Source organism: Shewanella sp. M16 (genome assembly GCF_018224605.1).
GTDB lineage: Bacteria > Pseudomonadota > Gammaproteobacteria > Enterobacterales > Shewanellaceae > Shewanella > Shewanella oncorhynchi.
On the sequence record NZ_JAGTUL010000167.1, the window covers coordinates 1 to 255 of the forward strand.

Here is a 255-nt window from a genome sequence, read left to right on the forward strand (position 1 = left end):
CGAAGGTCCCCTCCTTTCCCCCGTAGGGCGTATGCGGTATTAGCAGTCGTTTCCAACTGTTATCCCCCTCGACTGGGCAGATCCCTAGGCATTACTCACCCGTCCGCCGCTCGCCACCTCAGGAGTAGACTCCCTTGTGCTGCCGCTCGACTTGCATGTGTTAGGCCTGCCGCCAGCGTTCAATCTGAGCCATGATCAAACTCTTCAATTAAAGTTTTGTTGTTTGACTGACGTCAAACGGCTCAATGAATTCTA

General features: G+C 53.3%; 1 rRNA gene. It reads right to left on the reverse strand.

The window, feature by feature from the left end:
* Window positions 1–211 (reverse strand): 16S ribosomal RNA (locus tag KFE26_RS23890); the annotation flags it as partial.
* Window positions 212–255 lie beyond the last annotated feature (44 nt).